General features: G+C 43.4%; 14 protein-coding genes, 8 tRNA genes and 4 pseudogenes. 4 read left to right on the top strand and 22 right to left on the bottom strand.

What is annotated here, in order from left to right:
• Positions 1 to 66: 66 nt before the first annotated feature.
• The 5 genes and pseudogenes from J5O05_RS16810 to J5O05_RS16790 all read right to left on the bottom strand — a co-directional run bounded on the left by J5O05_RS16810 (position 67) and on the right by J5O05_RS16790 (position 9,843).
• Positions 67 to 1,547 (bottom strand): annotated as a pseudogene (locus J5O05_RS16810) (MFS transporter).
• Positions 1,547 to 3,283 (bottom strand): alpha-amylase family glycosyl hydrolase, encoded by a 1,737-nt coding sequence (locus tag J5O05_RS16805; RefSeq protein WP_244370033.1) that lies wholly within the window; start codon positions 3,281 to 3,283, stop codon positions 1,547 to 1,549. Before J5O05_RS16805 ends, J5O05_RS16810 begins: the two are co-directional and overlap by 1 nt.
• 359 nt (positions 3,284 to 3,642) lie before the next feature.
• Positions 3,643 to 5,442 (bottom strand): glycoside hydrolase family 13 protein, encoded by a 1,800-nt coding sequence (locus J5O05_RS16800; protein WP_425281521.1) that lies wholly within the window; start codon positions 5,440 to 5,442, stop codon positions 3,643 to 3,645.
• 25 nt (positions 5,443 to 5,467) lie between these two features.
• Positions 5,468 to 6,970, bottom strand: coding sequence for a tryptophan halogenase family protein (locus J5O05_RS16795; protein ID WP_208843043.1), 1,503 nt, complete (start codon positions 6,968 to 6,970; stop codon positions 5,468 to 5,470).
• A gap of 80 nt (positions 6,971 to 7,050) precedes the next feature.
• Positions 7,051 to 9,843 carry a TonB-dependent receptor gene (locus J5O05_RS16790; protein ID WP_208843042.1) on the bottom strand — a complete coding sequence of 931 codons (2,793 nt, stop codon included), beginning with the start codon at positions 9,841 to 9,843 and terminating at the stop codon, positions 7,051 to 7,053.
• A gap of 638 nt (positions 9,844 to 10,481) precedes the next feature.
• Between J5O05_RS16790 and J5O05_RS16785 the strand changes: the two genes are divergently transcribed.
• Positions 10,482 to 12,104 (top strand): alpha-glucosidase family protein, encoded by a 1,623-nt coding sequence (locus J5O05_RS16785; protein WP_208843041.1) that lies wholly within the window; start codon positions 10,482 to 10,484, stop codon positions 12,102 to 12,104.
• Between the two features lie 75 nt (positions 12,105 to 12,179).
• Here the strand turns inward: J5O05_RS16785 and J5O05_RS16780 are convergent, their stop codons facing one another.
• From J5O05_RS16780 to dnaQ, 13 genes and pseudogenes are all read right to left on the bottom strand, one after another.
• Positions 12,180 to 12,932: a substrate-binding periplasmic protein gene (locus tag J5O05_RS16780; protein WP_208843040.1), complete on the bottom strand. Its 753-nt coding sequence runs from the start codon at positions 12,930 to 12,932 to the stop codon at positions 12,180 to 12,182.
• 245 nt (positions 12,933 to 13,177) lie between these two features.
• Entirely contained in the window at positions 13,178 to 13,597 is a 420-nt protein-coding gene (locus J5O05_RS16775; RefSeq protein WP_208843039.1) for a hypothetical protein, read from the bottom strand.
• A 10-nt stretch (positions 13,598 to 13,607) separates the two neighbouring features.
• Complete coding sequence (locus J5O05_RS16770; RefSeq protein ID WP_208843038.1) at positions 13,608 to 15,413, bottom strand: S8 family peptidase; 1,806 nt, start codon at positions 15,411 to 15,413, stop codon at positions 13,608 to 13,610.
• A 357-nt stretch (positions 15,414 to 15,770) separates the two neighbouring features.
• Positions 15,771 to 15,847: transfer RNA gene (locus J5O05_RS16765), tRNA-Asp, on the bottom strand.
• A gap of 55 nt (positions 15,848 to 15,902) precedes the next feature.
• Positions 15,903 to 15,979, bottom strand: a tRNA-Asp gene (locus tag J5O05_RS16760).
• A 55-nt stretch (positions 15,980 to 16,034) separates the two neighbouring features.
• A tRNA-Asp gene (locus J5O05_RS16755) sits at positions 16,035 to 16,111 on the bottom strand.
• A 55-nt stretch (positions 16,112 to 16,166) separates the two neighbouring features.
• Positions 16,167 to 16,243 (bottom strand) — tRNA-Asp (locus J5O05_RS16750).
• Positions 16,244 to 16,298: 55 nt separating this feature from the next.
• Positions 16,299 to 16,375 (bottom strand) — tRNA-Asp (locus tag J5O05_RS16745).
• A gap of 56 nt (positions 16,376 to 16,431) precedes the next feature.
• A tRNA-Asp gene (locus tag J5O05_RS16740) sits at positions 16,432 to 16,508 on the bottom strand.
• A gap of 56 nt (positions 16,509 to 16,564) precedes the next feature.
• Positions 16,565 to 16,641 (bottom strand) — tRNA-Asp (locus J5O05_RS16735).
• A gap of 56 nt (positions 16,642 to 16,697) precedes the next feature.
• A tRNA-Asp gene (locus J5O05_RS16730) sits at positions 16,698 to 16,774 on the bottom strand.
• Positions 16,775 to 16,872: 98 nt separating this feature from the next.
• Complete coding sequence (locus tag J5O05_RS16725) at positions 16,873 to 18,270, bottom strand: TIGR03503 family protein (RefSeq protein WP_208843037.1); 1,398 nt, start codon at positions 18,268 to 18,270, stop codon at positions 16,873 to 16,875.
• 9 nt (positions 18,271 to 18,279) lie between these two features.
• Positions 18,280 to 18,994: pseudogene (dnaQ, locus tag J5O05_RS16720) on the bottom strand (DNA polymerase III subunit epsilon).
• Between the two features lie 69 nt (positions 18,995 to 19,063).
• Here dnaQ and rnhA point away from each other — a divergent pair.
• Positions 19,064 to 19,534: a ribonuclease HI gene (rnhA, locus tag J5O05_RS16715; RefSeq protein WP_208844559.1), complete on the top strand. Its 471-nt coding sequence runs from the start codon at positions 19,064 to 19,066 to the stop codon at positions 19,532 to 19,534.
• A 29-nt stretch (positions 19,535 to 19,563) separates the two neighbouring features.
• On the opposite strand, the pseudogene J5O05_RS16710 reads toward rnhA, so the two are convergent.
• A pseudogene (locus J5O05_RS16710) lies at positions 19,564 to 20,327 on the bottom strand (class I SAM-dependent methyltransferase).
• A 51-nt stretch (positions 20,328 to 20,378) separates the two neighbouring features.
• Here J5O05_RS16710 and gloB point away from each other — a divergent pair.
• Together gloB and J5O05_RS16700 are read left to right on the top strand one after the other, a co-directional pair.
• A pseudogene (gene gloB, locus J5O05_RS16705) lies at positions 20,379 to 21,147 on the top strand (hydroxyacylglutathione hydrolase).
• A gap of 115 nt (positions 21,148 to 21,262) precedes the next feature.
• Complete coding sequence (locus J5O05_RS16700; protein WP_208843036.1) at positions 21,263 to 22,837, top strand: LysM peptidoglycan-binding domain-containing protein; 1,575 nt, start codon at positions 21,263 to 21,265, stop codon at positions 22,835 to 22,837.
• A gap of 58 nt (positions 22,838 to 22,895) precedes the next feature.
• On the opposite strand, the gene J5O05_RS16695 is transcribed toward J5O05_RS16700, so the two are convergent.
• The 3 genes from J5O05_RS16695 to J5O05_RS16685 are packed head-to-tail and all read right to left on the bottom strand — an operon-like array spanning position 22,896 to position 24,416.
• Positions 22,896 to 23,342 carry a flavodoxin gene (locus tag J5O05_RS16695; RefSeq protein WP_208843035.1) on the bottom strand — a complete coding sequence of 149 codons (447 nt, stop codon included), beginning with the start codon at positions 23,340 to 23,342 and terminating at the stop codon, positions 22,896 to 22,898.
• Positions 23,342 to 24,085, bottom strand: a complete 744-nt coding sequence (truC, locus tag J5O05_RS16690; RefSeq protein ID WP_208843034.1) for a tRNA pseudouridine(65) synthase TruC — start codon at positions 24,083 to 24,085, stop codon at positions 23,342 to 23,344. Before truC ends, J5O05_RS16695 begins: the two co-directional genes overlap by 1 nt.
• A 10-nt stretch (positions 24,086 to 24,095) precedes the next feature.
• Complete coding sequence (locus J5O05_RS16685) at positions 24,096 to 24,416, bottom strand: YqcC family protein (protein ID WP_208843033.1); 321 nt, start codon at positions 24,414 to 24,416, stop codon at positions 24,096 to 24,098.
• Between the last annotated feature and the right edge of the window lie 177 nt (positions 24,417 to 24,593).

Raw genomic sequence — 24,593 nt, 5'->3', positions numbered from 1 at the left:
TTTATCATTTTGAACGATGACAGAGCTTCTTCGTTATGTCTATGCTCTGTCATGTGCATTTTTGCTTTACACCTTAACCCTCGAAACCGCGATGGCACCCAATAAAAACGCCACACCACCGATAATCAACGCATATATTGGTTCGTTTCCAAACGCATGCTTTAAAATTAGACCGAGTACGCTCGCGGCCATTAATTGTGGAATGACGATGAAGAAGTTGAAGATCCCCATGTACACCCCCATTTTTTTAGCTGGTACAGCGTTACTTAACATAGCGTAAGGCAGTGATAAAATCGAAGCCCATGCAAAGCCGACCCCAATCATCGGGACCCACAACAACGTCGGATCGCTTATAAACTTGAAGCTGACAAGCGCAACGCCCCCCAACACTAAATTGAACGCATGGGAGACTTTTAGCCCAAATCGACGTGTTAAAAACGGAATACACATGGCGGCCAATGCCGCAAATCCATTGTAAGCAGCGAATAAAACGCCCACCCAATCTGCGCCATCATTAAATGCTTTAGAGGTTGCATCTGTACTTTGGTAATGAAAGCTTGTAACGGCAGCGGTGGTGTAAATCCACATTGCAAAAAGTGCAAACCACGAAAAAAATTGCACCCAAGCAAGTTGACACATGGTTTGTGGCATAGAAATTAAGTCGTACATCACGTGAAAAAAGCCATTCTCAACGTTTTGCTTGTTCTGCATGTATCCGGCAATCAACAAAACAGCACTGAAACCCAATAACAAAATTGCCAATAAATACAGCTCTTTTTCTAAATGCAGACTTGCCACAGTTAGCAATACCAAGCCACCCGCGCGCCGAGGGCCAATGCAACTTTACTAAAGTTAAGTGTGCGTAGAGCGGCGCTTTCTTCAAAACCCTGTTCCGCCGCCTCAAAAGAAGCCAATTCTTCAGGGGTATATTCTTTTGTTTTGAAAATGGTCCAAAAGACGGCAAAAAACAAAATCGCGCCACCAAAGTAAAACGCATACTGGACTGATTGAGGAATAATCCCTTCTGGTGCGGTATTACTTAAACCAAACCAATTTGTCATTATCCACGGCATTAACGAAGCAACAACGGCACCGACACCAATAAAGAAACTTTGCATTGCGTAACCTGATGCTCGTTGTTTTAAAGGAAGGTTGTCTCCTACCAACGCACGAAATGGTTCCATGGTGACATTGATGGATGCATCCATGATCCAAAGCATTCCGGCCGCAATCCAAAGTGTCGGTGAATTAGGCATAACAAACAAAGACAACGTGGTCAGGACCGCCCCGAGTAAGAAAAAAGGTCTTCGTCGACCCAATCGACCCCACGTTTTATCACTCCAATAACCAATTATTGGTTGGACAATAAGACCTGTAAGTGGTGCCGCAACCCATAGGATAGGAATGTCATCGACCTGAGCACCGAGAGTTTGAAAAATTCGGCTCACGTTGCCGTTTTGTAGGGCAAATCCAAATTGAATGCCCAGAAAACCAAAGCACATGTTCCAGATTTGCCAAAAACTCAACTGTGGTTTTTGTTTTTGCATTATTCTTTCTCAACTTGATAAACCGCGCTTGAAAGTGGCGCGAGTGTAATATTCAGAGTCTCTGAACGTAATTCTTGTTTTGGGTTATTCTCTAATATGTCGACCAAGATACTGTTTAAGTGCTTTGGTAAAGACAAAGCGATGTCTTGCGGCTGTGCAGAGAAGTTACTTACTACGATTAAATTCGTGTCTTTATCAGCACGCTCGAAGGCGATTACGGGTAATGTATCGTTGGATGGTAATAGAGGATATGTCTGACCTGATTTTACAACCTCCAGCGACCGTAGATTGAGTAACTTTTGATAGTAATCGCGCAGTTCTCGTTGCTTTGATGTCAGCGCTCCACCATCAAACTTCCCCCCATTCATCCACGCTTGATGAGCAGGAACCCCAATATAATCGAAAATACTGGTACGACTTGGCTGCCCAAAACCGGCATTTTCAGACCCATCCTCGCCTTCTGTTTGACCGAAATAAATCATTGTCGCGGCAGTTGAGATCAAGTGCGACACAACCATCGCAGGTTTGCCCTTTTCGGCACTTCCAGCAAATTCAGGAGACGCAATGCGTTGCTCATCGTGGTTTTCAAGAAAGTGCAACATGTGCGATTCAATGTCACTTACGGATTCATATGCTTGCCAAACTGCCTTTGCATTACCATGACCCTGCATTAAATATTTGAGGTTGTCGTAGAACCCGACTTTATCATAGAGGTAATCCATTTTACCTTGGTGTACAAATGGTCGATAAAGAGTTGGGTTATAAACTTCCGCGAGTAAAAAGGCGTCAGGATTTTTCATTTTTATGGAGGAATTCAAATAACTCCAAAATTCCACAGGGACCATTTCGGCCATATCATAGCGAAATCCATCGACCCCTTTATCTAACCAATACTCCGCGATTTGTCTAAATTTGGTCCAGCTACTCGGCACCGATTTTGTTGCCCAAAAATTTGCATGAGCTTGATAAGGCAACGACGAAAAGTACTCTGGGAGCTGTTCGAAATCATAACTGCCATCAGGCTTTACCCCGTAGTTTACTTTAACCGTTTCATACCAATCATGAATTCCCGGTTGTGCTTCTCGACTACCGTTTCCTGTCCATTTGGCAGGCATCTCTTCGAATTTTCCGTCAAGTAAAGGGTGTTCTTGTCCGCCGAGAGGTCGATAATTCACATCTTCGGGTACAGCAAACGCTTTGTTGGGAATGTAGTAAAAATTATTGTCACGGCGGTACTCAACTGTGGTGTCATCCGTTTCACCAAAGTTTTGAACTCCATGTGGCAATGTGATCGAATGATAATTTCGCGCAATGTGGTTGGGGACGATATCAATGATGACCTTTAATCCTGCATCGTGAGAGCGCTTTATTAACGCCTCGAACTCTGCAAGACGCTTGGCTGGATCCTCTGCAAGATCAGGGTTGACGTTGTAATAATCCTTAATTGCGTAGGGTGAACCGGCACGTCCTTTTACGACATCGGGATCGTCATTTGTGATGCCGTATTCTGAATAGTCTGCAATAACATCATGATGCAAAACACCGGTGTACCAGATATGCGTTGCGCCTAACGCGCTTATTTCCTTGAGTGCCGTTGGAGTAAAATCAGAAAACTTACCAACCCCGTTTTCCTCCAACGTCCCCCAAGGTTTGTTTGTTGAATTCTTATTACCAAACAAGCGCGTGAAGACTTGGTAAACGACAGGCTTGTCTAACGACTTACGCGGGTTAACCATTGCCACGTTATCCGTGACAGAGCTAGAGGCGATAGCGGATACCGAGACACTATTCGTCATTAGTCCTGCCATTAACGCAAATAGACCGCGCACATGATGCTGTTTTTTAAGTTTTATCATATGGATGTTGTTGTCATCTTATTATCACATTGAGTCTACTTTTATGACTCTATGACGGAAACCATTTGCATACGTATTCAACCTTTAGTCACGCAGTTTTGCGGGCAATTTGCCTTTACCAATGGTCCAACCTCTGTTCTGGATTTTAGAGGATGAACCATTTTTTCCGTTACACTCGCGACGTAATTAGAAATGTTCATAAGGATACTTTTGGATTGCCCCTAGTGACTTCATATTCCTCAAAGCGCCAATAATAATGCTGACTTTGCACCAATCATCACGTTTTCGAGTTCATATTTCTGACCACTCAACAACTCTGTAGCTGATACTTTTCCACGTATAATTTCTGCGAATCGATTCATATCCACGGTTTTCTGTACATTACCTTTGTTCAAAATAATCAGAATGGGATGTTCGTCTCCTCTTGCATAGGCGTACATTTCGTCAAATGGACTAAAATGAATCAAGCCGCCATTTTGCAATGCAGGATAGTTATTTCGAATCTCAAGTAACTTTTCTGTGTATAGTTGCATCTCGCGCTGTTCGCGCGACAGTCCTTCACCCGTAAAGGCATTCGCCTGCTGATTTTTAAAACCACCAGGAAAATCGATACGAATATCACCATGGTCGTCCGATTCACCATTATCTAACAAGACTTCAGTGCCGTAATAAAGCTGGGGGATACCTCGCATCGTTAACAGCAAGGTCATCGCAAGTTTTGTATTTTTAACATTCTGGTGGAGCTGAGTATAAATACGGCTCATATCATGGTTATCACCAAAAATAAGAAGATGATTTGGGTCTGCGAATTGAAAATCTTTCGCAATTGACTGATAAACATGGATCCATCCTGTGTTCCAGTTTTCCTCCTCATTCAGCGCCTTAACCAACGCTTGTTGTAATGAGAAATCCATCATCGTAGGTAAGTAAGACTCATACCCATCTTTATTTTGATGCCCCTTTTGCCAATAAGCAGAGATTCCGGCTTCAGAGGTCCACTCTTCACCAACGATATTAAAGTTCGGGTATTCCGCAAGAATGGATTTTAACCAGAACTGCAAAAAGGTTTTATCTGAGTAAGGGAAAGTGTCGACTCTAAATCCGCTTAAATCAGCAAATTCAATCCACCAAATTGCATTTTGCGTAAGGTAATTGCCTAGGAATGAAACACGTTGATTCATATCTGGCATCGTCGGCACAAACCACCCGTCCGTAAAGCGTTTTTTATCAAATTCGCTCGCATGAGTATCTTGTACCGTTTGCCTAGCATGACTAGTACCAACAAACTGGCCTTTATAGTTAATCCAATCTTGTGTCGGTAAATCGTTCATCCAAGGATGTTCACTTCCGATATGATTGGGAACCATATCCATAATAAGTCCAATTCCTCGCGCTTTTGCTTCTACTGAGAGCGTTTTGTATAGCGAGTTATCACCCATGCGAGGATCGACCTGATAAAGGTCGGTAATCGAATAACCATGATACGAATAAGTTTCCATATCATTAAGAAGTGCGGGGGTGAGCCACAATTGAGAAACTCCGAGCTTCTGTAAGTAGTCTAAATGCGTTATTACACCAGCAAGGTCTCCACCATGACGCCCACCGCGGAAAGTGGGGTCCGCTTTTTCTTTCATGGTTGGGAGAGAGTCATTGTGTTCATCTCCATTAGCAAATCGGTCTGGAGTAATTAGGTAAATGACGTCTTTGGTTGAAAATCCCTCTCGATCTGCACTGCCTTTCGCTCGGGCTGAAAGCGTGTAGTAAAAACGATATTTATCATCGTTACTGGATAACTCTAGTTCACCGGGTTTAGCTTTTTCTGAGATATTTAAATTAATAAAGGCGTAATTTGGGCTATCGCCAAACTCAACCGATTCAAGTGTCACACCATCATAGCGTTTTAGTGCCCATGACTGTTTTGCGCCTGGCGCGGTCACCATAATCTGTAACTTTGGATTGCTCATGCCAACCCACCAATTGAGTGGTTCAACTCGTCTTACAGAATCAAACGCAAACGTCACAGGGCTACAAAGTAACATCGAAATTAAAATAGTATTGATTGATTTACGCACGTATTACTCGCTTTAAAAACTCGTTGTGTGAAGGCAAATTTCTTACTGTTTGTGTGACCAACGTATTGAGACTTTCTAACATATCTTGGAGTTGTGCTTTTGAAAGCATCTCACCTAAAGGGTGATAGTCATTGGGTAAAAAACCTTGTCCAATGAGAACTTGCTGCCAAGCTATTTCGGTAAATAGTTCTTCATCGTCTCGGTATAACTTGCCTGTATCTTTGAATAATGTGAGCTTATTTGCCAACGATTCAGGCACATCCATTTGGGCGCAATGTCGCCAAAATGCACTGTCATTTCTCTCATTTAGTTTGTAGTGCAAAATAATGAAATCGCGAATACGTTCAAACTCAACCCGACTCTGTTCGTTAAATTTTTGAACCTGAACTGAGCTAATGCCATGATGAGGAAAGTGTTTAATCAACCTAACCGCGGCAGTTTGAATTAAATGAATACTGGTCGACTCTAACGGTTCCAAAAAGCCACTCGATAAACCTATTGCAATGACATTTTTTGTCCATGGATTATGGACTCGCCCCGTTCTATACTTGATCAGTCGTGGTTCACCAATTGGGTTTCCAGGTAAGTGAGTTAAAAGCGATTGTTTCGCTTCATCATCCGTCATGTAGCGACTCGAATAAACGAGGCCATTCCCGATACGGTGTTGAAGTGGGATTTGCCACTGCCAGCCAGCCGAGTGCGCAATCGAGCGCGTGTAAGGCACAATATCCAATGTCTCATGTTCACAAGGTATTGCTATGGCTCGGTCACATAGTAACCAGTGAGACCAGTCATCGAATCCCGCATTAAGTGTTTTGTCGATTAATAAGGCGTGTAGTCCCGAACAATCGACAAACAAATCCCCCTGGATTCGCGCTCCATCTTCCAGTTGAAGCTCAGTCACATAGCCTGTTTCTTCCTGTTGATTGACATGTTTGATTTTTCCTTCAATGCGCTTTACACCAGATTGCTCGGCAAAATTACGAAGAAAACGAGCATATAACCCTGCATCAAAATGATAAGCGTAAGAAAGGCCAGGTAATTGTGTATTCGGTATATTGGACAGGTGGCTAAATTTACCCGCTTTTGCAGCTTGGTAGTTTAGTGAGTAGTCCCAAAAATCTCCGCCAAAGCCTTCGTTTCTAGCCTTCAACCAATGGTGGTAAAAATCGCAGAATGGGAAGTTCTTACCAATCCCCCCAAATGCATGCATATACGAATCTGTACTTTTTCCCCACCCTTCAAATTGGATACCAAGTTTTATAGTGGCTTTGGTTTGACTCATAAAAACCGATTCATCTATACCCAATGCACTATTGAAGGGTTGCATAGGAGGAATGCTTGCCTCACCAACGCCAATGGTTGCAATGTCATCAGACTCTACAAGGGTAATGTCAACGACTTTGCCTAAAACTTTGGAGAGCAAGGATGCCGTGATCCATCCAGCAGTGCCACCACCAACCACCACAACTGATTTGATTTTATTCTTATTCATTGCGTAACCCTATTATGGAAAAGCCCCTGTCGTACAAGTACAACAGGGGCTTTTGATTCATTCCGCAACTTTGTCACGAATTAATATTTGTAACTAAAGCCAAGTAAGTAAGTACGACCATAATCTTGGTAATCACGAACTTGCAGTGCGTTATCGCCAGATAGCGATGTAAACGGCTCTTCGGTGATATTTTGAACTTGGAACGTCACCGTTAGACCTTTCAAGCTGTCAATGCCACCTTCACTGAAATCGTAACCAACTTGCGCATCCCAAATTGTTTCACCAACGATATCTACTTGATCTGTGTTAAAACCAAGACCGTATACTTCGCCTTTGAAATCATCACGCTTACGCATGCTAGTACGGGCTTGGAAGCCGTTACGCTCATAGTATACCGTTAAGCTTTGAATCGTATCAGAAAGACCTGGTAACTGATAATCATCGCCTTTGTGGTCTTGAATGTCAGACTTCACCTTAGTGTGACTAGCAATTAAACCAAATCCCTCTAAACTTTCGTGGAATAGGTTGAACGGCAGTGCAAGTGAAAGCTCGTAACCCCACAGAGTACCGCCACCACCATTTACCTTACCTTTACCTGTACCTTGGCTGTTTGGTGGCACTTCACCTGTAGATGGGTCAGCAACACCCGTCATATCAATCGCATAGTTACCGTCAAAGATCCAATTCGTTAGGTTTTTATTGAACACCGCAACGGAGAAGTAACCTTCTGGGCTGAAGTAGTTTTCATAAGTAAGGTCAACACCAATCGCTTCTTTAGGCTCAAGAGTCGGGTTACCACCCTCTACTTCCCAGTAATTACCATTTGAATCTGGTGTTAGATTGTATTTTGCATTAATCGACGCATTCATCTCATCCAAACGTGGGCGAGAAATTGTTTTTGCAGCACCAAAACGTAGTGTTTGAGTATCATCAAGCGTCATCGACAAGTTTAGGCTCGGCAACAAGTGAGAATAATCGTGCTCAATGTGAGTTGGTGATAATTGCACTTTACCTGCGACAACACCAAAAGCATTACCATCTGACGCTTGTTGTGTACGAACGTAACGAAGACCTGCATTACCTTTTACAGGGAAACCTGCAACTTCAGCATCAATATTTGCCTGAACAAATGCCGCAGTCACTTCTTCAGAAACAGACCATGACTTAGTTGCATGGCTTGGATTCGTTAGACTTTCCGCAAGTAACCCAAACATGCCATCTGCAACCATTTGACGTGAATCATAGGCAATCATGTTACCCATGCCGATAAAATCAAGATTGGCAGTACCTAAACGGTATTTCTCAGGCACAGTTAACATACCTGGATTATCTGGGTATGAGAATGAACTTACCGTCATGAAGTAACCTTCTGACACTTTCGTTTTCTCACGGTCACGGTATGACACACCAAATTCTACCGCGTTGACAAAATCACTTTCGATGGTCTTTTTAGCAGCCAATTTTAGTGACTTAAGCTCATCGTCAACCGTCGGAGCGTTAATAAAGCCGTCTTGAAGTTGGTTTTCATATTCAGTTCCAACCACGCCGTATTTTTCATTCAGCGCAGAGCTCCAACCCCATGACAATGGACCACCGATTTTGATCAGGTTGTAATCACTATAATCAAGGTTGTGCCCGAACTGCGCACCAGCATTGCTGCCATTGAAAGCGTAAGCAATGTTATCTGCCTCACCGCGTCCATCACCACGACCAGTGCCTGAATAGCTTTCTAAACTCCAAACTTCACGCTCTACTTTTGAATAGCTCGCATCAAACTCAACACGCCATTGGTCGTCGATATCGTATTTGGTATTGAAACCGAATGATTTTAGGTCCGCTTTACGATCTTCATAGTCATTACGAACTACAACTCGTTGTCCAATCGTTGCTGCACTGGTGATAAAGCCTGTAGCATCATCTACTGTCGCGTATTCTGCTGGAATTTGACCTTGGCCCCACGCAAATGGGATTTCGATACCACGAAGAATCTTCTCGTCTTTAAAATCAACATAAAGCGCATCGAAAACCATCGACAATTTGTCTGATGGCGCGGCTTCTAGTACGAACATAACCGAGTCACGCTCAAGCGTAGACGAACGTACAAATGGTTTTGCACCACCTAGAATAGAGTAGTTTTTACCACCCGCTTCAAACTCAGGGTAACCCCACGCATTCCAGCGTTTTTCTTGGTTTGGCGAGCTCATTGACGTGTACGCAAACGCAATACCAATCGTATCGTCTGCAAATTTATCAATGTAAGAAATCGTGCCACGGTATCCGCGCTTATTTCCATCCGGATTCAGTTTGTCAAAACTGGTTTCTTCAACTTGGCCATTAAACTGCAACGCACGCTCATCAACACTCAATGGCTTGATTGTTTGCATGTTAATAACACCAGCAATACCTTCAGCTTCGAGCGAAGCGCTTGGTGTTTTATACACCGTAACCGCACTCATGATTTCTGATGGGTAAAGATCAAATTCTACGCCACGGTTGTCTGAGATAGACACTTGCTCACGGCCATTAAACATCGTAGCACTTTCGTTTTCACCGAAACCACGAATAGACACGCGACTTGCACGTCCATCAAGACGCTGAGCTGTCAAACCAGGTAGTCGAGCAATTGACTCAGCAATTGAAGAGTCAGGCAGTTTACCGATATCTTCTGCTGATATTGACTCTACCACTTCAGTAGAAAAACGTTTGGTGTTGATTGATTCCACCACACTTGCACGGAAACCTTTTACTTCAATTACTTCTACCGCTTTTTCGTCTTCTTTTTGTGCTTGCTCTTCTGCTGCATATGACGAGTAACTACTCACACCAGCAGCAACAAGTGCTAAAGTGAGCATACTTGGTTTGAACATTGACATAGTGTTTTATCCCATTAAGCCGTTTATTTGCCAGTAACCGCATATCGCGGTGTATTCAACTTTGATTTTTTGTGTTTTTTACTAGCGACGTTTGTTGTCATCGCAAATAGTAGCTCTCACCTTTTTTCTTAAACAACTTTATGCATACGTATTCAAACGTAGGTCAAAATCTTTAACTTCACAAAATATTCACATGCGTTTTGCGTATACCTCTGTTTTAATTGAAAAATTATATGTATCGATAGAACTTTAAAAAGTTCACTTTTATTTTAAACTTTTTTGCCCCAAATTTAGGTTCAGAATCATATACTTGTCATTTATTATTGTTAATATGGGTGATTAATGTGTAAAACCAGCACCTAAAGTAAATTGGTCATACCAATGAAGCATTCGCTTCGCACAGCAAACTATCCATCTCAATAAGGCTACAGAGGACATCAGACCTCTACATCAATTACTCCTTCCTTTATTGGTAAACTAATCTGACAATGTACTTTCTAATTTCAGTCACATTCTTTAACAAAAACTGAAAGACGATTTCCCGTGCATACGTATGCAGGCTTTTTACTCTCCAAAGTCTATAACGTATTCTTCATACAACTTAAGAAGGCCTATGGACGCAACGACGGAGAAGGTGCATGGCAAACAACGAGTGGTGGAAAGGTGCTGTTATTTATCAAGTGTATCCACGTAGTTTTCAGGATACGAATGGTGATGGCATTGGTGATCTGCAAGGGATCATAAAGCGACTAGATTACATAAAAAGCCTGGGTGTGGATGCTATTTGGATTTCACCATTTTTCAAATCTCCGATGAAAGACTTTGGCTATGATATTTCGGATTACCGTGATATTGACCCAATGTTTGGTGATTTAGAAGACTTCGATACGTTAATTGAACAAGCGCACGCACGTGACATTAAAATCGTAATAGACCAAGTGTTAAGCCACACTTCTGATCAACACCAATGGTTCCTAGAAAGTCGCGAAAGTAAAGATAACGACAAGTCAGATTGGTACGTTTGGGCCGATTCTAAACCAGATGGCACACAGCCTAACAATTGGCTATCCATTTTTGGCGGCCCAGCATGGCAATGGGAACCACGACGTGGTCAATATTACTTACATAACTTCTTAACAGAACAGCCAGACTTAAATTTCCATAACCCGGAAGTAAGGGCTGCCGTACTAGCCAATGTTGAATTTTGGCTTGCAAAAGGAGTAGATGGCTTCCGTTTGGATGCAATTAACTTTTGCTACCATGATAAACAGCTGCGCGATAATCCTGCGAAACCGAAAGAGTTGCGCCAAGGCCGTGGTTTTAGTGAAGATAACCCTTACGCCTTCCAATATCATTACTACAACAATACACAGCCCGAAAATTTGGCATTTATGGAAGAGATCCGCACCCTTCTCAACCGCTATCCGGGGACTGTCAGCCTAGGTGAAATTTCGTCAGAAGATTCTCTCCAAACAATGTCTGAGTACACGTCTGATGGCAATAAATTGCATATGGGTTACAGCTTCGAGCTTTTAACCAATGACTACAGTGCGAAATACATTCGTGAAACCGTGTCGCGTTTAGAAGAAGTGATGACCGAAGGTTGGCCGTGTTGGGCGTTTAGTAACCATGACGTAGAACGAGTCGCGTCGCGTTGGGACCAATCTGGCGGCAATGGACAACCACTCCAAGCTGCTATGTTGACTTCACTACTGGGCTCTTTACGTGGCAGTATCTGCATGTATCAAGGGGAAGAACTTGGGCTTGGTGAAGCCGATGTTGCTTTTGAAGATCTACAAGATCCTTACGGTAAAACATTCTGGCCGAACTTTAAAGGCCGTGATGGTTGCCGTACTCCGATGCCTTGGACTGCGGATGGAGATCATTTAGGTTTCAGTAAAGCGAAACCATGGCTACCTATGGGTAAACAACACGCGAATCTAACGGTTGACCAACAAGCTTCAAAACCCACGTCTGTTTTAAACCGCTATCGTGAATTTATGGCGTGGCGAGCGGACAAATCCATTTTGAAGTATGGCAACATAGAATTCATTGACACCGATGAACCGATACTAGCGTTTTACCGTACGTTTGAAGGTGAAACAATGTTGTGTGCGTTCAACCTAGGCGCTGTCGAAGCTTCTATGGACATTGATCTTGCATCTATGTTTGAACACAAAGAGCTTACTCACCATAATGGCGAATACAGCTCTGGTGAACTTAGACTTCCTGGATTTGGTTGCTTTTTCGCAACTATCTAACTCTATAGGCCCACAGAAATCTGCGGGCCTATCTTCTCTTCCGACCGAGAACTAAAAAACAGGCAAATCAGGTTGTTATTGAACACCCTCTTCATGCCAAGTTGCTAAACTCGGATACTCTTTTAATACTTCAACAAGTGTCTGATTTAAAGTTTTAATCACTTCGTCATCAACCGCTTTATTGCACGCCATCCCCAAAAACGATTGATATAACGGTGCGATGATTTTGTAATTGTTCGGATCTATATGTGCCCGTGAAAACTGAAAGCGTGCAATTACATCTCCATATGCAATCAGATCGACCCTTTTTAATTTCAGCATACGGACGAGCTCATAACCTGTTTTTAGATAAACAAATTGATACTCATGAAAGCCTTCTTTAACGAGAAGTTGATGGCCAATATCATTTTTCACAACGCCAACTTTGAGTCCAGGTATATTTTTCAAATCGACATCTGAATAATCGCTTTCTTTATGCCCGATCAGTGAAACGGTGTTATGGATCATCGGTCCAATAAAATTAAATTGCCTCGCTCTTTCTTCTGTATACGTTATGGAGAATACGCACGCGTTAGGGCTATCTTCGAGTGTTTTATAGACACGTGCCCAAGGCATCAAAAGAATGTCTTCTTCATCAAACGTCCAATCCAATTGCTTGTACATAGCACGTAGTACCTTAATTGAAATGCCTTCAATTTGTCCTTCATGCATGTAATTAAAGGGAGGATAGTCTTCGGTATACCAATTAATCTTAGGCTGTACCGCACTAGCGGGACACATAAAGAAAATACTCAACATAATGAATAGATTAGCCCGGTTCAACTTCATCAAATGTATCCGCAAGTTCAAAATCATGGAAAACGCAAAATGGTTTATCGTGCCGAATTACAAAACTAAGATGGTACTGTCACGCCGAGTGACAATCATTTAATAAACTAGACGCTAGTATAATGCTAGTCGAAAAGGCTTAAGATTGATGTACTTTTTAAGAATTCGGTTAAATTATCAGCAATACACAAATAAAAAAGCGATAGGTTTCCCCTATCGCTCAATAACACTCGCCTAGGTTGCAGTTATTTAACTGACACACCTAAGTCTCGTAGATCGAGGCTTGCAGACAACACTGTTCCGTCCTTTTTCAACGAAGTAATAACATCGTTCAAGTTCGTCTTTGACGCTGTAACAATATAATATTGCTTATAAGCTTGTTTAAGTGTCAAACCATGTGTCTGTGCTAATTTGTCAGCATCTGCAACAGACGCGAGTTTGATAACAACCTCACCAGTTGCTCGATAGGCATCTAGACCATTCTCCCCCACGAGGATCTGGCCTTTTTGTACATTTTCCGCGCCATCAACTGTTACAAAAGCAGAACCATCTAATACAGTCTCTGGTTGGATCTGTAGCCCTTGAAGTTCTTCTACATTGATTGGTGATTTGGCAAAAACACTAGGTGCAAGAACCAAGACTGCTAGCAAAGATAAATTTTTCATTGATTGCTCCTTAGTGACCGTAAATTTTCAATGACCAGTCTTTCAATACACCAGCTAGCTCATTGTTTTTGTTATTATAACCAATTAGACCAGCTGATTGATTGTAAATTAAGGTGTAGGAATTACCTTTGTCAGTATCAAGCACTTTGATAGTCCAATTGCCTTTGGAGTTTTCACCGTAGAAATGGTGAGTTAACATCAGCGCATCCGTGAATCCGCCTTCGTTTCCACGCAGGAAACCCGTTCTAGGGCTTAAAACTACACTTCGTGTGCCAGACGGCGAGGTCAGTTCAATAGCGATGTCGCGAACGCGCTCGTGGTCAATGTTCACTTTTAATTGAACCGCTTCGATTGTTAAATCTTGATCAACTTGCATCGCACTTACTGCGCCAACAAGACTCGCGTCAGGAATTGCAATGTCTGCGACTTCTTTTTGCCAATCGGTCACTTGCAGCTTTGGTAAAGATACGCCCGTAAACAACGCTTTGAATACCGCATCATCGACATTGACAGCGCCGAGACCATAAAAATAATGGAAGTTGTAACCTGCCGCGTTAGTTTGCCAACTCGGTATAGCGTCATAGGAAACCATCTCTCCTTGAGCATTCTCAAACTGTAGCATCACACCCGGATTTGTTGGGTCGGTTTTTCGTGCTGTTGACGCTAACAGATGGCGAATAGTGCGAGAATCCAGTGCAGGATTTGCAGACATGACGGTCGCGATAGCACCTGAGGTGTTTGGCGCCGCGGAAGACGTACCGTTCATCGTACCTGCGTAGTTACACTCTGGGTCAAGCTCGGTGCCACCATGAAGCGAATTTCCATGCGGTCCTGTCCGGTTCATCCCTTTGTCGCAGCCCGTTAGGTCTGTTGTAACCATAGCAGGTGCATCTTCACCGTATTCGCCACCAGGTGCACTTAAGAAGATATTAGACCCGACAGATGAGTAAGAGGCTAATTTACCGTCCGCATTGAGCGCTGAGACGACTAAGTTCCAATTTGACGCATTATCTACCGTGATATTTGCATCATGAAATGGTAAACCTTGGTTATTGAAAAACTCTTTATTTTCATAAGGCAATACGAGGTATTTCACACCATTGATGTATGTGTTGTAGTATCCAAACGAGTTACCTGCAGATTTCACGTATATTGCTCCACGCCCCCAATGGCTGTTGAGCGTGATATCTTGCATTATAGCTTCTTCAAGTTCAGCGGCAGGATCATTTGATAGATCACCATTGCGAGGTGATGCCGGTGTACTTCCGTAACTTTGGTTGAACACGCGAGGATCAGTAAAGCGATCTAATGCTCTAAAATCCTCAGATAGGCCGTGTGAAACCATCCAAGAAGCCATAGACTGTTCATCTAGATAGTTGAAACCAACTAAATTTGCGTATGGAGCAACGCCTCTACCACCAATATTATTGCCCTCTACTGCAGCAATAAGTCCAGCGACGGATGTACCGTGACCATGGTTATCTAGAGGGTAGTCCGAGCCATCGATTAAGTTACGAGAACCAGGTACCACATTGTCCGCGAGATCTGGGTGACTAATTTCTACTCCCGTATCGATTACAGATACCGTAATGCCACGACCTTTAATGCCCATTCGATCAGCAAAATCGACGTTAAGGTCCTGCCCCACGGTGCCCGCCGATTTAGAGAAACCTGTTTGGCCAGTATTTTGTAGATGCCATTGTTGGAAAGTGAGCGGATCTCGTTTCGTTAACGGTAACTCAGGTGACGTGTTCGCATAGGCACTTGTTGCTGTACTCAGTATCGAGAGTACAATTAAATTCTTCTTATAATTCATGTTATCCTCTGACTATAGACCCCGAAAGGGGAACTATTGATAACACCTTGTTCACCATATAGCAACAACAAAAGACAGCGCTGTCAGCCTTTATATTGCAACCCTATGAAATATATGTGAATTTATTTGATAACAATTTTATATAATTTATACCTAATACAGGTCTTTACTATTCTGAATAGACCAATGACACTTAGAAAGAAATGTCTCGATTTTTAGCTATATATATCATCAAGTTAAATTTTAATCGCGTGATTAAATTCGGAATGTAAACAGGAAAATAAATGAATAAAAAGCAATAAAAAAAGAAGAGCGACTAGGAGTTTTATTGAAAAATTAGACATGCGTCTTGAGTGATGGCGGAGCGGACGGGACTCGAACCCGCGACCCCCGGCGTGACAGGCCGGTATTCTAACCAACTGAACTACCGCTCCATAGGGGAATTTTAACGCGTTTATTCGCAGCTGTTTAAGACTGTGCTGTCTAAATTGGCGGAGCGGACGGGACTCGAACCCGCGACCCCCGGCGTGACAGGCCGGTATTCTAACCAACTGAACTACCGCTCCATAGGGGAATTTTAATGCGTTTATTCGCAGCATTTAAAGACTGTGCTGTCTAAAGTGGCGGAGCGGACGGGACTCGAACCCGCGACCCCCGGCGTGACAGGCCGGTATTCTAACCAACTGAACTACCGCTCCATAGGGGAATTTTAATGCGTTTATTCGCAGCTGTTTAAGACTGTGCTGTCTAAAGTGGCGGAGCGGACGGGACTCGAACCCGCGACCCCCGGCGTGACAGGCCGGTATTCTAACCAACTGAACTACCGCTCCATAGGGGAATTTTAATGCGTTTATTCGCAGCTGTTTAAGACTGTGCTGTCTAAAGTGGCGGAGCGGACGGGACTCGAACCCGCGACCCCCGGCGTGACAGGCCGGTATTCTAACCAACTGAACTACCGCTCCACTTTGGGTATTTTTAAGTGTTAATTCACTGCGTTTGAGACTGTGCTGTCTGAAAGTGGCGGAGCGGACGGGACTCGAACCCGCGACCCCCGGCGTGACAGGCCGGTATTCTAACCAACTGAACTACCGCTCCACTTTGGGTATTTTTAAGTGTTAATTCACTGCGTTTGAGACTGTGCTGTCTGAAAGTGGCGGAGCGGACGGGACTCGAACCCGCGACCCCCGGCGTGACAGGCCGGTATTCTAACCAACTGAACTACCGCTCCACTTTGGGTATTTTTAAGTGTTAATTCACTGCGTTTGAGACTGTGCTGTCTGAAAGTGGCGGAGCGGACGGGACTCGAACCCGCGACCCCCGGCGTGACAGGCCGGTATTCTAACCAACTGAACTACCGCTCCACATTTCTTTGCTGCTGGGCATGTGCCCTGACAGCGGCGTGAATAATACGAATCACCCCTATCTGAGTCAACAGTTTTTTTGAAAAAAACTGCGAAATTTAGCGTTCCTTCATCGAAAGGTTCAAAATATCACCTGAGTCGTTGGTTTTTTGTTCAGAATCACTATTCTCACTTTGTTCAATTTCTAACTCGTCCAAATCTAAAGACTTTTTCTTGAACAAATTCGGCATGCTTGGCATCGCTAATTTTGGTAAAAGAGGCTTGTTTTGGACGAAAACGCGCACAGCAGCCCAACCTAGCAACAAGATGACCATGTTACCAAGCACAATAATCGTCACCATCATCTCAGTAGAAATTTCGGGTTCCGGCGGGAGTTCTGGCTCAAGGGTCGTTTCCACCAGTGGTTTCAGGATCTCCGGCACTTTTTCTATTGGGCGTTCAATTTCAAATTTATAAAGCGGCAGCGTCGCCATAAATTCTCGACCATTAATATTTTCACCAAATGCCGATATCTCAATACTGTAACGTCCCCAGTCATAGTTTTTAACTGAAAGCTCTCGGTATAAACTCGTTTCCTTCCCTAATGTAAAGAGTTGCTCTTCGCCATTGGGGTAGAAAATTTTCCCTTGGAAAATCACAGTATCTGGTTTGGCGACATTGGGATCTATGCGAATTTGTAATAAATGATCAGATGGGTCTCCATCTGAAGCCAATGTCATGTTGAAGTTAAACGGAGGCTCTGCAACCACCAGCGGCGCTTTGACAACGCGACGTTTGAGGATTGGCGTTTGTATTGAAAACTCAGGCCTCCACTCCCCTGCAGGAAACGACAACTTAAATTCCCCTGTAAATACGCCATCCATTGGACGTTCATCAAAGTCTTGTCCATTATCTCGAAACTCAGTAACACTTTTTGTACCCGCTCCGAAATTGTCGTACTGGTCGTTGTTCGTGCTAACAAACTCAACATACAGCGTTACGACATCACGAAAATAACCAACGCTAATTGGGCTGCCATCATTTAATACTCGTGCGGTTACTTTAAGCGTTTCACCTTGGAATATCAGTGGAGGTAATGGGTCAACATCTAGCGTAATGTCGCCCAAAATCATAATTCGACTGTCTTTTTGAATTTGTCCGACGACTTGCCAAGGACCCGGTGTTGGGTGGCGGATAATCACTAAGTCGTAGCTGACTTCGTCATACCAATCTAGGTTTTCATTATCCATAGCATGTGTAGGATAGAGCTTACTCCCATCAGGTTGCACAAGCACAACTGGCGGTGCACCAGGACGACGGAAGAACAGCATGGTAATTTCTTCGACCTTATAATCGATACGAAATCGATTGTTCAGTAGCGGTACTTCATTGACTACACCATCACGCTTCAACATGGTCAGGCCATATTTCTTTGTGTCTTCGTCAGTTTGAGCATGTACAAACGAACCAACTAAAACCAAAACCGCGAAAAAACAAACGCGAAGTATTAACGTCATTTCTATCCTCTATTGTTTAAACCACAAAGAGCCACCTGAGGCTTTTTCTACTAATTGCATACGTTCTTCGTGCGCAATTACTTCATCGGCAGATGCATAAACAATCTTGAGTGGTTTTCGATTTTCACTAAGACGAACAATCCCGCCCTGCTCGCTTTGGTTTGACGATTCCACATTTTGGCCCAAATTGAGCTTAGCTTGGCCACCTGTCATACCTAAGTAAACATCAGCTAGGATCTCAGAATCCAGCAAAGCGCCGTGAAGTGTACGTTTGGAGTTATCAATGTCGTAGCGGCGACATAATGCATCAAGGCTATTCTTTTGCCCTGGATGCATCTTCCTTGCCATATCGAGCGTGTCTAAAACCTGACACATTTCGCGAGTTGGTTGAATATGCTGGTTCAGTGCGGCAAATTCATGGTCCATAAAGCCAACGTCGAACGGCGCGTTGTGAATGACCAACTCGGCACCTTTTATAAAATCGATAAACTCTTGTGCTATCTGGTGGAAACGTGGCTTATCGCGTAAAAACTCATTCGTGATACCGTGTACATCAATCGCTTCGTCTTCTATGTCGCGGTCAGGATTAATGTATACGTGGAAATTATTGCCTGTTAAGCGTCTATTTATGAGGCTCTACGCAACCAATTTCGATAATGCGGTGCCCTGCTTTTGGGTCAATACCCGTCGTTTCTGTATCTAGTACTATTTGTCTTTTTAGCATGTCTAAACGCCGTAACTTTGATATGGTTAGCGATTAATAATGTCATTCTACATAAAAAGCGGTAAATACGTGCAAAAAACAGTAGAGATTTATACAGATGGTTCTTGTTTAGGTAATCCTGGTCCAGGCGGTTACGGCGTTTTAATGATGTACGGCAAGCATAAAAAGGAACTTAACCAAGGTTATACATTAACAACGAACAATCGCATGGAGTTAATGGCTGCGATTGTTGGTTTAGAAACCCTAACTCAGCCTTGTAATGTAAAACTCGTCACAGATAGCCAATATGTCAAACAAGGCATTGAAAGTTGGTTAGAAAACTGGAAGAAACGAAATTGGCGTACCGCCTCCAAACAACCCGTCAAAAATGTTGATCTTTGGCAACGCCTTGATGAGGCGGTAAAGCGTCACCCAAAAGTTGACTGGTTCTGGGTTAAAGGTCATAGCGGTCATGATTTCAATGAACGCGTTGATACGCTTGCACGTGAAGCCGCAACGTCGTCCAATTTAATTACAGATGTTGGCTACAAACCGGAATAGCAAAAAACATTAAGCTCGATGCTTAAATATTAATCATGACTCTCACACTTATGATCGCACGTTTGGCGCAGTCCCGCATTTTTAACCTGTGCAAACGTCGGTCTTGTGCGAGCATGCCACTTCGGTTTTATGGGCGTAAGCGGTGTTACGCGCTTTCTTGCGACCAGCATGTACACACTTCCCATCGGCCTTAAGTAATGCTTACAAAATCTTCGCCAGGGTGCAAAGCGGGATAATCGACTACCTCTTGCGAGTGAAGAATGTATAAAACGCTCATCGGCAATAATTTCAAACCCCAATAAATCGAGCCAATCCTTAACGCGTGCTGGCGTAAAAAAGCGCCCTGACCAAGGTAACTTTTGACTGCTAAAGGGCAGTAAATGTGCAAGGCCTGTTAAACTAAACGGATTAAATCCTGAAATCAGAATATATCCACCAGGAATTAACGTTCGATGGGCTTCACGCAAAATGTGATGTGGATCAGAATGGTATTCTAAGCATTGGCTTAAAATACAGGCATCAACGCTATTTTCAGCAAAAGGTAATTCGTCTATTTCCGCGTAAACACCCACATGCTTACCAAAGGGGGCAACACAAACTTGATGTTTAATCGGACTTTTAGATGTATCGAGCTGGCCACTTAAACTACCTAGTTTTAGCATATGATAACCAAACATTCTTGGCAGCCAAGGCGCCATTTTCCGTTCAATATCACAGCGAATATAATCGCCATGCGGAAAATCTTGCCAATCCAGCGGTTTGAAATCTGCAAGAAACTAAGTGCTGGTTTCATTTAATATGCTCGTTATACTAATCGCACCAACACTTTAACGAGCTAATCACAATGGTGCAAGTAGAGGCAATTCCCGCCTTTAATGATAATTACATTTGGCTTATCAAAAATAGCGCGACGCAAACCGCTTTTGTTGTTGACCCAGGCGATGCACAAGCGGTAAAGCAGGCTTTAAGTCGACATGCTTTGCAACTTGAAGGGATATTATTGACTCACCATCATTGGGACCACACGGATGGTGTAAATGAGTTAAAAGCAGCCTACCCTAACTCGTGCGTGTATGGCCCAGCAAATAGCCCATTTACCGGTATTGACGTAAAACTGAGTGAGCATGATACGGTGAAGGTGCACGACAAATCTTTCTTCGTTTTAGAAACGCCCGGTCACACCCTTGATCACATTTGCTACGTTTGTGATCAATTTGCGTTTACTGGTGATACGCTCTTTCATGGTGGATGTGGACGACTTTTTGAAGGAACTGCGACGCAAATGTGGCAGAGCCTTACAAAACTCGCAGGCTTACCCGACTCAACATTGGTATACTGCACCCATGAATACACGCAGGCCAATCTCGGCTTTGCTCTATCGGTAGAACCTGACAACACTGATTTACACCGTATCAAGCAGCGGGTTGATACGATGAGAGCCAGCGCTGAACGGACTATACCCACAAGTATTGGTGAACAAAAACGCTGTAATCCATTTTTAAGAGTACTCGCTTGCCCACATTTTAGAGAATTGCCCTCCTCAATATATTGATGACACAGCCTTACCTGAGAATCGATTTGCCGCTCTTAGAAAATGGAAAGACCATTTTTAAAGCGCAATATGACAATAGGCTTACAAAAAATCACCAAACTGAACGTGCCTTATACTTCAAAAATTGCAATGAAGCGGGTAGACTTGTCGAGTTTTTGCCAACACAAGGGTTAATAATGAGCAAGTCCCCTCTTATTGTATTACTAGCGGCTATTTTGGCTGGGTGTCAAATGTCACCTGATCAAGCGCAGCTAGATAATTCTTCAAAGAACTTAACCTTTGCATCACCGCAAGATGTATCGGATGCCTTGATGGCATCGGAAGAAGTTACAGAAGAAGAGGAACCCGCTCCAGTATTTGACGACGTGTGGGAACGTATTCGCTACCAGTTATCCATCCCAGTTCCTCAAAATCGCCCTGTTGTTGCAGAACGAAACTATTATCAAGCACACCAAGCGTACCTAGATCGCATCGCGAAACGCGCAGAGCCTTATCTGTATTTCATCGTTGAAGAAGTTGAAAAGCGTGAAATGCCGATTGAAATTGCGCTATTACCAATCGTCGAAAGTGCATTCGACCCGTTTGGTTTTTCGCACGCAAGTGCATCTGGTATTTGGCAGTTTATGCCTGTAACAGGCGAACGTTTTCAGTTGAAACAAAACTGGTGGTTTGATGGGCGTAGAGACATTGTGCAATCAACTCGTGCTGCGCTCGACTATTTAAGCTATTTGCATAAAACGCTGGAAGGCGACTGGTTGAATGCGATTGCTGCATACAACTCTGGCGAAGGCCGCCTGCTTAACGCTATTCGAAAAAACCGTAAAAAACACTTACCCACTGATTTCTGGTCTTTAGATTTGCCAAGAGAAACAACGGCATACGTCCCAAAATTACTAGCCTTGTCAGATTTACTAAGACGACAAGACGAGTTTAGCGTGAAGTGGAACCCAATAATCAACGCACAGGTCGTCGATACTGTCGATATTGGTGGCCAAATTGATTTAGCGCTCGCGACGGATATGGCAGAAGTTTCTTTAACAGAATTATACCGCTTAAACCCAGGGTTCAATCGCTGGGCAACGGACCCGGATGGCCCGCACGTTTTGTTACTTCCTATCGACAAAGTGGACGCCTTTAATGAAAAATTGGCCAAAACCGAGCTTAAAGACCGTTTGCGTTGGCAATACTATCAAGTAGCGAAAGGTGATAGTTTGTCAGTGATTGCGAAGAAGTTTTCAACCTCACCGAGCGCAATCCAGAAGCTGAATAACCTCGACAACAATATCATCCGAATTGGTCAACAATTGTTAGTGCCTCTGAGCGAAGGCGCTCTGCAAAGTGAGCATTTACCGAATGCAGTTCGTGTCGCCGCAAACAAAGTCACGCAAGAAAAAGTGACTCATGTCGTGAAAAGTGGCGATACGCTTTGGGACATCAGCCGCGAGTACGATGTTACAGTGAAAGAGCTAGCACGTTGGAATAAATTACGTGACTCTGCAGTATTGCGTTTGGGTCAAAAACTCACCGTATTTAAAGACACTAAGACAGCAGCTCAACAACCGTCGGAAAATTTGCAATCGGTAAACCGCACGATCACATACAAAGTGCGACGTGGAGATTCTTTAGCGCGAATCGCGAGTAAGTTTAATCTCACTGTCGATGAAATTGTGAAGTGGAATAATTTGGAAGGTCAGAAGTACCTACAACCTGGCCAGAAATTGAAATTAAAAGTCGATGTAAAAAGAACCTAAAAAAGGCCCCTTAAGGGCCTTTTTACATTATACCTAGTACATTACTGCTCGTTTAAAACTACTCGAGATGAGTTATCCAATCGGCTACCCACGTTTCTGCCGCTTCCCATGGTTCAAAATACTCACAAGCATCAACATCAAGCCGTTTTACGGGCAATGTCGCATTAAGTTCCTGAAGTAGCGTATCAATTTGACGACCGGCTCCGCAGTAGGTGTCGCCGTAACTGCTATCACCAAGCGCTATGACACCGCACAACTTGCCGGTCATCATTGGAAACTGACTTTGCATTTGTAAAAACAGTGGTTGCAAGTTGTCCGGAATATCGCCTTGACCCGTCGTTGAGCTGACAAATAATGCAGTGCTTGCTGTGGTTAAATCGGCCAAGGTTGCAGACGAGTACACGTTAGCTTCATGACCTGCAGCTACTAAAACCGACCGGATCTTTTCCGCCAGTCCTTCCGCATTACCATACATACTCCCCACAAATATTGCGACGTGTGCCATTATTGATAATCCTCTTCTGTCGTTGGCCAACCTAATTTTTCACACACTTTAAGCATCTCTTCTCCAAGATTTGCTCGTATGACAATCGGTTCATTGGTATAAGGATGTACAAAACTCAGTCGAGTTGCAAATAACATCAAACGTTGAACACCAAACTCATCATAGAAAAAATGATTTTGCGTGTTGTCACCGTGATTTACATCACCAATAATTGGATGAGCCAAGTGCTTAAGGTGGCGCCTTATTTGATGTTTTCGACCCGTTTTTGGAAAACACTCAACGAGACTGTATCGGACGGTAGGAAATTTACCCAGCGGGATGGGCAACGACGCTTGATATAAACAGCGAAAATCCGTAACCGCAGGTTGAGCCTCTTTGTCTTGCTGAGCGAACTTATCTGCAATCTTGTCCAACTCTTCTTTTAATGGCTTATCGAGTGTAATTTCCTCTGGCGCAAAACCCCGCGTCAATGCTAGGTAACGTTTTTGTATAGTCCCTTCGATAAACAATTGATTGATGACTCGAGCATCTTCTGAACTTAGTGCAAATAATAGTACGCCTGACGTTGGTCTATCTAGACGATGAACCGGAAACACATGTTGACCAATTTGATCTCGAAGCATCTGCATCGCAAAACGAGTTTCTCGTTTGTCGAGGAATGATCGATGGACTAATAAACCAGATGGCTTGTTAATGGCAACAAAATGCGCATCTTGGTACAAAATTTCTAATTCATCTTGCATAGTTCGTTTACTACTTTGTAAATAGTGCATCTAGTCGCGTAATAACGCCGTATACACTGCTCAGTCTTTGTGAATTTGGATAACTCATTTCAAGCATTGGGAGTAGCGACAGTTGACTGGGTAACGCTTGTTGACTATTGATGAGTTCATTCATTTTGGGAATAAAAACAAATTGTAGCCACTGCCCAAATGTCATCGTATCGCAGCAAAATGGTGCGCTAGAATGATAAGCACTGTGACTCAAAGGTTCACTTTGCCACAGATTTTCCTCGTGCATGGCGAGCTGCAGCGCAACCAACAAATCAGCGACTAATTCGTGGCGATTTTGCATTCTTAACCCCATCTAACTAAACATGCGAGTAATTGTACCTTGAATAAGAAGACTTCCCAACATTCTAAATTCTCAGCAAAACCAGTATAATAGGGATCAGCGGCATTTTGGGAATGTTTCGCGACTTTGAGCTACTCCCGCCGTATTCAACATGACCAAGACAGTTTCGTGCAAGTA

This window comes from Pseudoalteromonas xiamenensis (assembly GCF_017638925.1).
Classification (GTDB): domain Bacteria; phylum Pseudomonadota; class Gammaproteobacteria; order Enterobacterales; family Alteromonadaceae; genus Pseudoalteromonas; species Pseudoalteromonas xiamenensis.
This window is presented reverse-complemented; position numbering and strand designations above follow the sequence as displayed.

Excerpts from the sequence above, each read along its gene's own strand:
- J5O05_RS16805 (WP_244370033.1), bottom strand. The coding sequence starts at position 3,283 with ATGGTTAACCCGCGTAAGTCGTTAGACAAGCCTGTCGTTTACCAAGTC.
- J5O05_RS16800 (WP_425281521.1), bottom strand. The coding sequence starts at position 5,442 with ATGTTACTTTGTAGCCCTGTGACGTTTGCGTTTGATTCTGTAAGACGA.
- J5O05_RS16795 (WP_208843043.1), bottom strand. The coding sequence starts at position 6,970 with ATGAATAAGAATAAAATCAAATCAGTTGTGGTGGTTGGTGGTGGCACT.
- J5O05_RS16790 (WP_208843042.1), bottom strand. The coding sequence starts at position 9,843 with ATGTCAATGTTCAAACCAAGTATGCTCACTTTAGCACTTGTTGCTGCT.
- J5O05_RS16785 (WP_208843041.1), top strand. The coding sequence starts at position 10,482 with ATGGCAAACAACGAGTGGTGGAAAGGTGCTGTTATTTATCAAGTGTAT.
- J5O05_RS16780 (WP_208843040.1), bottom strand. The coding sequence starts at position 12,932 with ATGAAGTTGAACCGGGCTAATCTATTCATTATGTTGAGTATTTTCTTT.
- J5O05_RS16775 (WP_208843039.1), bottom strand. The coding sequence starts at position 13,597 with ATGAAAAATTTATCTTTGCTAGCAGTCTTGGTTCTTGCACCTAGTGTT.
- J5O05_RS16770 (WP_208843038.1), bottom strand. The coding sequence starts at position 15,413 with ATGAATTATAAGAAGAATTTAATTGTACTCTCGATACTGAGTACAGCA.
- J5O05_RS16725 (WP_208843037.1), bottom strand. The coding sequence starts at position 18,270 with ATGACGTTAATACTTCGCGTTTGTTTTTTCGCGGTTTTGGTTTTAGTT.
- J5O05_RS16700 (WP_208843036.1), top strand. The coding sequence starts at position 21,263 with ATGAGCAAGTCCCCTCTTATTGTATTACTAGCGGCTATTTTGGCTGGG.
- J5O05_RS16695 (WP_208843035.1), bottom strand. The coding sequence starts at position 23,342 with ATGGCACACGTCGCAATATTTGTGGGGAGTATGTATGGTAATGCGGAA.
- truC (WP_208843034.1), bottom strand. The coding sequence starts at position 24,085 with ATGCAAGATGAATTAGAAATTTTGTACCAAGATGCGCATTTTGTTGCC.
- J5O05_RS16685 (WP_208843033.1), bottom strand. The coding sequence starts at position 24,416 with ATGCAAAATCGCCACGAATTAGTCGCTGATTTGTTGGTTGCGCTGCAG.